At 71.1% G+C, this 6,196-nt stretch carries 5 protein-coding genes; 3 read left to right on the forward strand and 2 right to left on the reverse strand.

Translation table 11 applies throughout. From position 1 onward, the window contains the following. Nucleotides 1-186 precede the first annotated feature (186 nt). Together VF697_RS16655 and murJ are read right to left on the reverse strand one after the other, a co-directional pair. Nucleotides 187-2,271, reverse strand: a complete 2,085-nt coding sequence (locus tag VF697_RS16655; protein ID WP_331096121.1) for a S1 RNA-binding domain-containing protein — start codon at nt 2,269-2,271, stop codon at nt 187-189. 335 nt (nt 2,272-2,606) lie between these two features. Beyond that, nucleotides 2,607-4,199, reverse strand: coding sequence for a murein biosynthesis integral membrane protein MurJ (murJ, locus tag VF697_RS16660; RefSeq protein ID WP_414641298.1), 1,593 nt, complete (start codon nt 4,197-4,199; stop codon nt 2,607-2,609). Nucleotides 4,200-4,415: 216 nt separating this feature from the next. On the opposite strand from murJ, the gene VF697_RS16665 reads away from it, so the two are divergent. The 3 genes from VF697_RS16665 to VF697_RS16675 all read left to right on the forward strand — a co-directional run. Continuing rightward, nucleotides 4,416-4,913, forward strand: coding sequence for a ferritin family protein (locus VF697_RS16665; RefSeq protein ID WP_331096122.1), 498 nt, complete (start codon nt 4,416-4,418; stop codon nt 4,911-4,913). 25 nt (nt 4,914-4,938) lie between these two features. Then, nucleotides 4,939-5,799 carry a family 1 encapsulin nanocompartment shell protein gene (locus tag VF697_RS16670; RefSeq protein ID WP_331096124.1) on the forward strand — a complete coding sequence of 287 codons (861 nt, stop codon included), beginning with the start codon at nt 4,939-4,941 and terminating at the stop codon, nt 5,797-5,799. Nucleotides 5,800-5,821: 22 nt separating this feature from the next. After that, nucleotides 5,822-6,196: sigma-54-dependent transcriptional regulator (locus VF697_RS16675; protein ID WP_331096125.1), on the forward strand; the 375-nt coding region annotated here is incomplete at its 3' end.

Genomic DNA, 6,196 nt, shown 5'->3' on the forward strand with positions numbered 1-6,196 from the left:
GCGGGGGCAGGATTTGAACCTGCGACCTTCGGGTTATGAGCCCGACGAGCTACCAGGCTGCTCCACCCCGCGGCGTCGAAGCGGGAGGCTAAGTACCGCCCTCCCCCCATACCGTCAACTCTTTTTATCGAACGTCGGGCGGCACCTTCTCCATCCCGTGCCGCCCGCGCTCGAGGCGCGTCAGGGCTACTTGCCCTGCTTCTGCTTGAACAGGTCGGCGAAGGTCCCGAGTCCCTTCTTGCCACCACCGACCGGCTGCTGGGTCTTCGCCCACGCCTCGACCTCCGCGCGCTCCTCGGCCCGCTCGGCGGCGGTGATGGAGAGGCGGATCTTCCCGGAGGCGTCGATGTCCACCAGGGCCACCTTCAGCTCCTGGCCGAGCGAGAACTTCTTGCGCAGATCCGTGCCGCGCTCGGTACCCGTCTCGCTGGCGGGGATGAGGCCCTTGCCGCCCGGGAAGGCGAGGAACACGCCGTAGGGCTCGATGCGATCCACCTTGCCCACCACCACCTGGCCCACCTTCGGGCGAGGCGCCGCGGGCTCGGCGGGCTTCTTCTCCTGGGCGGCGGCGGCCGGACGCTCCTCGGCGGGGCGCTGGGCCTCCTCCTCGGTGATCCGGCGCAGACCGATGCGCTTGTCGTTGGGGTCGATCTTCTCCACCTGCACCCAGATGGTCTCGCCTTCCTTCACCGCGTCGCGCGGGTGCGCGATGCGGCGATCGGACAGTGCCGAGATGTGCACCAGGCCGTCCACGCCCGGACGCAGCTCCACGAAGGCGCCGAAGGGCTGCAGCCGCACGACCTTGCCCTGGAGCCGGTCGCCCTCCTTGATCTCCGCGATCGCCGTCTGGAAGGGGTCCTCCTGGCGCGCGCGCATGGAGAGGGTGATCCGCTCCTTCTGCTTGGACTTGTCCGGCGAGTTGGGCTGGCCGGCCTCCATGCGGATGATCTCCACCTCCACCTCGTCGCCCTGCTTCACCACCTCGCTCGGGTGGCCCACGCGGGTGTAGGACAGCTCGGAGACGGGGATCATCCCCTCCACACCGCCCAGGTCCACGAAGACGCCGAAGTCACGCACGCCGGAGACCTTGCCCTTGACGACCTTGCCCTGGGCGAGCGTCTCGCGCGTCTTGGCCGCGAGCACCCGCTGCTCGTCCTCGAGCAGGGAGCGGCGCGAGAGCACCACGTTGCGCTCCCGGACCTCGGTGACGCGGAACGTGAGCTTCTCGCCGACGAACTGATCCGGCTTCTCCACGAAGCGGATGTCGAGCTGGCTGATGGGGCAGAAGGCACGCACGTCGCCGATCGCCACCTCCACGCCGCCCTTGTTCACCGAGAGGACCATGCCCTCCACCGGCATGCCGGAGGCGCGGGCCTCGGCCAGCATCGCCAGGTTGGCGCTGCCCTTGGCCAGCGCGCGGCTCAGGAGGATGCCCCGAGCGCCCGCCTCGATGACGTGCGCCTCGATGGTGTCGCCCACGCCGTAGCGCAGCACGCCCTCGTCGTCCTTGAGCTCGCGCAGCTCGATCATCGCCTCGCTCTTGGCGTTGGACAGCGACACGAAGGCCGTGTCCGCGCCGAGCTGGAAGATGGTGCCGGACACCTTCTCGCCGATGCGCACCGCGCGCCGGCCGGGCACCCCGCCCTCCTTCTGCTGCGCCGCGAACATCTCCTCGAAGGACTCCGCCTCGGGGACCTCCTCGTAGAGCGCGGCGCTGGGAGCGCGAGGCGTCGGGGTCGGGGTCACCGAGGCGACCGGAGCCGTGGGCGCCGGGGCCTGGGTCTCGGTCGTCGTCGCGGGCTCGGCCGGGGCAGCGGCCGTCGGGGACGGCGTCACCGGACCGCGCGTCTCCACCGCGCCCGAGGCGCGCTTCACCACCACCATGGGGCCCTGGGGCTTGCGCTCGCCGCCACCGCGGCCACCGCGCTCGCCCCCCCCGCGACCGCCACGCTCGCCGCCACCACGGCCACCGCGCTCGCCACCCCCGCGGCCACCGCGCTCCTCACGGGGAGCACCCTCGCGGGGAGCGGCCTGCTGCGCACCGGCCTCGCCCTCGGGCTTCGCCGGACGGGCCTCGCGCTCGCCACTGCGCTCACCGCGCGGGCGATCCGAGCCACCGCGGTCCCGGCCACCGCGCTCCTCGCGCTCGCCGCCACGGCCCGCCGGGATGCCGAGCATCACGTCGCCAAAGGTGGCCTTGGGCTTCTTGGGACCGAAGCCACCAGGACCGCCGCCACCAGAACCCACGGAACCGTTCTTCTCGTCGCTCACAGCCGGGACCTTCCTGAACGAAATCCAACGAAATCCAACGCGGGGAGACTCTGCCCCCGGCTGGGGAAAAAGGCGGCGCACTCTACACACGCACCGTGCTCGGACGGAAGACGCATGTGCGCTTCTTCCACCAAGCGTGTCGGCAACCCCTCCATAACGCGACCCGTCGGAGGTGCCATCCCTCAACCCAGAAGGCAGGCATGCTCGCCTGCTCCCGGTCTTCAATCCCTGTAACCCTGCGCATCATCGGGTGTGGGGGGAAAACCCTCACCCTCGAAGGCTTGCCCGCCCTCCAATCGATGGGGGGCCACCCCTCCCGACGGTCCAGCGAGGGCTCAACGGGCGGTCTTCCGGCGCCGAAGTACCCGGTTCAGTACGGATTTCGCCTCGGGGGCGCCCAGAGCATACGTGATGCCGAAGTACACCGCTCCAAACGGCAGGACGACGGCCAGGAAGAGGAGGAGGGGGTGCAGGTCCGGCGGGGGAAGGAGGCCGCCGCCCACTTCCTCGGCCACCCGGGGCATGGGTCCCAGCACGTGGGCCAACGCCACCTTGATGCCCAGCCCCGTCAGCCCCGCGGCGATCGCCGCCCCCCACAGCCGCCCCATCCCCTCCGGCGACCGCACCTCGCCGATCTTCCCGGCCAGCGAGCGCCGCAGCATCCTCGCCTCGAACCAGGCCATCAGCCCGCCCGCCACCGGGAGGAAGGCCGTCCCCAGGTGCGCTGGCAGCCCCAGCAGTCCCGGCAACCGCAGCGCCAGGAACCAGGCCAGGGCCGCGCCCAGGAACACCCGGACCGCCGCGAAGCGCAGCGGCGTGCGCGTGTCCTTCAACGCGTAGAAGGCCGAGGCGTACAGGCGCCCCAGCGCGGACGCCACGAGGCCCACCGAGGCTCCGCTCAGCACGTACCAGAGGTAGCGCGTGTCCGCGCCGGTGAAGCGGCCCGTCTGCAGCAGCGCGCCCGCCACCACGTCCCCGATGAAGAGCAGCGCCGCCGCCGAGGGCACCACGAAGAAGGCGATGCGACGCGAGCCCGTCTCGAGCCGCGCGCGCAGCTTCCCGGCGACCTCCTCCCCCGCCCCGGCCGCCCGCGACATCTCGGGCAGCTCCGCCGCGGAGACCGCCATGCCGAAGAGGCTCACGGGGATGAGGTAGATGGTCTGCGCGTACGTCAGCGTGGACAGCGCCCGGTCGGCGATGAGCGACGCATACGAGGTGTCCACGTAGGCGCTCACCTGCACCACGCCGCGGCCAATCACCACCGTGCCGAAGCTGCGCAGCACCTGGCGCACGGACTCGCTGGCCACGGACAGGGTCGGCCGGAAGCCGCCGAGCGCCTTGAGCACCGCGGGCACCTGCACGGCGAACTGGAGCAGGCAGCCCGCCACCACGCCGTAGGAGGTCACCACCACCAGCGGCCCCTCCTCCAGCCCGCGCAGGCCCGCCCCCACCACCGTGGCGATGATGGCCAGGTTCCACACCACGGGCGCCAGGTACGACAGGAGGAACTTGCGATGGCTGTTGAGGACGCCCAGGCACCACGCGGACAGCACCAGCACGCCCGTGCCCGGGAAGATGATGCGCACCAGCCGGATGGCCATGGCCCGCGCCTCGCCCTCGAAGCCCGGGGCGATGGTGTCCACGAAGAGCGGCGTGGCGAGCATGCCCACCGCCACCATCACGCTCATGGCCAGCGCGAGCAGCCCGAACACCGCCCCCGCGACGCGATCCGCCTCCTTCGTGTCCCCCTTGCCCAGCAGCCCCGCGTACACCGGGATGAACGAGCCGGACAGCACGCCCTCGCCGAAGAGGTTCTGCAGGAAGTTGGGGATGCGCAGCGCCGCCTTGAACACCGCGGCGAGCACCCCGTTGCCCAGGTAGTGCGCGAAGGCCCGCTCGCGCACCAGCCCCATGAGCCGCGAGGCCATGATGCCCGCCGCGACGAGCAGCGCGCCTCCACCGCGTGCGGGTGTTCCCGGGGAGACGGGACGGGTTTCGGTAACGGGGGAAGCGTCGGTGCGGGGCGCGGGAACGGTCAAGCGGCCCGGACTCTATGCGGAGCGTTCACCCGCTTGAAGCGAGAAGACCCCGGCCCATGGTTTCCCTTGACGGTCCCCCCTGCGGGAGCAATGGTCAGCGCTCCCATGGCTGGTCTCCCAGATAACGACCTCTCGACCGATGTCGCGCTCGTCCGCCGGGTCCTGGCACGCGAGCTGGAGACCATCAACGAGTACGAGGCCTTTGCCCGCGCCGCCTCCAGCCCGGAGATCCGCGACTTCTTCCTGCACCTCGCCGCCGAGGAGAAGGAGCACGTCGCCGAGGCCGTCCATATGATCCGCCTGCTGGACGCGGGTCAGGAGGCCCACTTCTCCAAGCCCGTCGTCTCGGGCCACTTCCAGGGAGCCATCGAGCGCGGAGCCCCCGAGGGGGCTCGGCCTCCCGCCCCCGCCGCTCCGGCTCCAGCCGCGCCCGCCCCCGAGGCGCCCGCTGGACGCGCCGGTCCGCCCCGCAACGGGCGCCCCGCCGCCACCGAGCCCCCTGCCCTGCTTCAACCCGAGCGCGTCCTCTATGGCGTGCCTGCCCCACCGCCCAGCCCGGGCGTCCAACCCTTGACCGTCGGCTCGCTGCGGCGCAACCGCTGAGTCCGTACCTCTCAGGAGCTTCCCCATGCCTGACTTCCTTGGACATGCCGAGAACCCGCTGCGCGAGGACGAGTGGGCTCGTCTCAACGAGACGGTGATCCAGGTCGCCCGCCGCTCGCTCGTGGGCCGCCGCATCCTGGACATCTACGGCCCGCTCGGCGCCGGTGTGCAGACCGTGCCCCATGACGAGTACACCGGCGTCAGCCCCGGCGCGGTGGACATCGTCGGCGAGCAGGAGACGGCCTCCGTCTTCACCGACGCGCGCAAGTTCAAGACGATCCCCATCATCTACAAGGACTTCCTGCTGCACTGGCGCGACATCGAGGCGGCGCGCCTGCACAACATGCCGCTGGACGTGTCCGCCGCCGCTGGCGCCGCCGCCCTGTGTGCCCAGCAGGAAGACGAACTCATCTTCTACGGGGACCCCAAGCTCGGCCACGAGGGGCTGATGAACGCCACCGGCCGGCTCACCGTGCCGCTCGGGGACTGGGCCACGCCCGGCGCCGGCTACCTGGCCATCGTCGAGGCCACCCGCAAGCTCAACGAGTCCGGCCACTACGGCCCCTATGCCGTCATCCTCTCGCCCCGCCTCTTCTCGCTGCTGCACCGCATCTTCGAGAAGACGGGCGTGCTGGAGATCGAGACCATCCGCCAGCTCGCCTCGGACGGCGTCTACCAGTCCAACCGGCTGCGCGGGGACTCGGGCGTGGTGGTGTCCACCGGCCGCGAGAACATGGACCTCGCGGTGGCCATGGACATGGTCGCCGCCTACCTCGGCGCCTCGCGGATGAACCACCCCTTCCGCGTGCTCGAGTCGCTCATCCTGCGCATCAAGCACCCCGACTCCATCTGCACCCTGGAGATGAGCAGCCCGGTCCGCGGCTAGCCCGGCTCCCCGCCAGCCCCCCATGGCGAAAGTTCTGGTCATCGACGACGAGGCGAACCTGCGCAAGGTGCTCGCCGCCATGCTGCGCCGTGACGGCTTCGACGTCACGGTCGCGGCCGATGGCGAGCAGGGCCTCGCCGAGTTCCACAAGAATGGCGCGGACATCGTGGTGACGGACCTCGTCATGCCCAAGGCGGGCGGCATGGAGGTGCTGCGCGCCGTCAACGCCGCCAACCCCGACGTGCCCGTCATCATCATCACCGCCCACGGCACGGTGGACTCCGCCGTCGAGGCCATCAAGGCCGGCGCCTTCGACTACGTCACCAAGCCCTACGAGCAGTCGGAGCTGTCGGCCGTCATCGCCAAGGCCGCCAAGGCGCACGACATCGCCCAGCGC

This window comes from Archangium sp., assembly GCF_036388035.1.
In the GTDB taxonomy this organism is placed as follows: Bacteria; Myxococcota; Myxococcia; order Myxococcales; family Myxococcaceae; genus Archangium.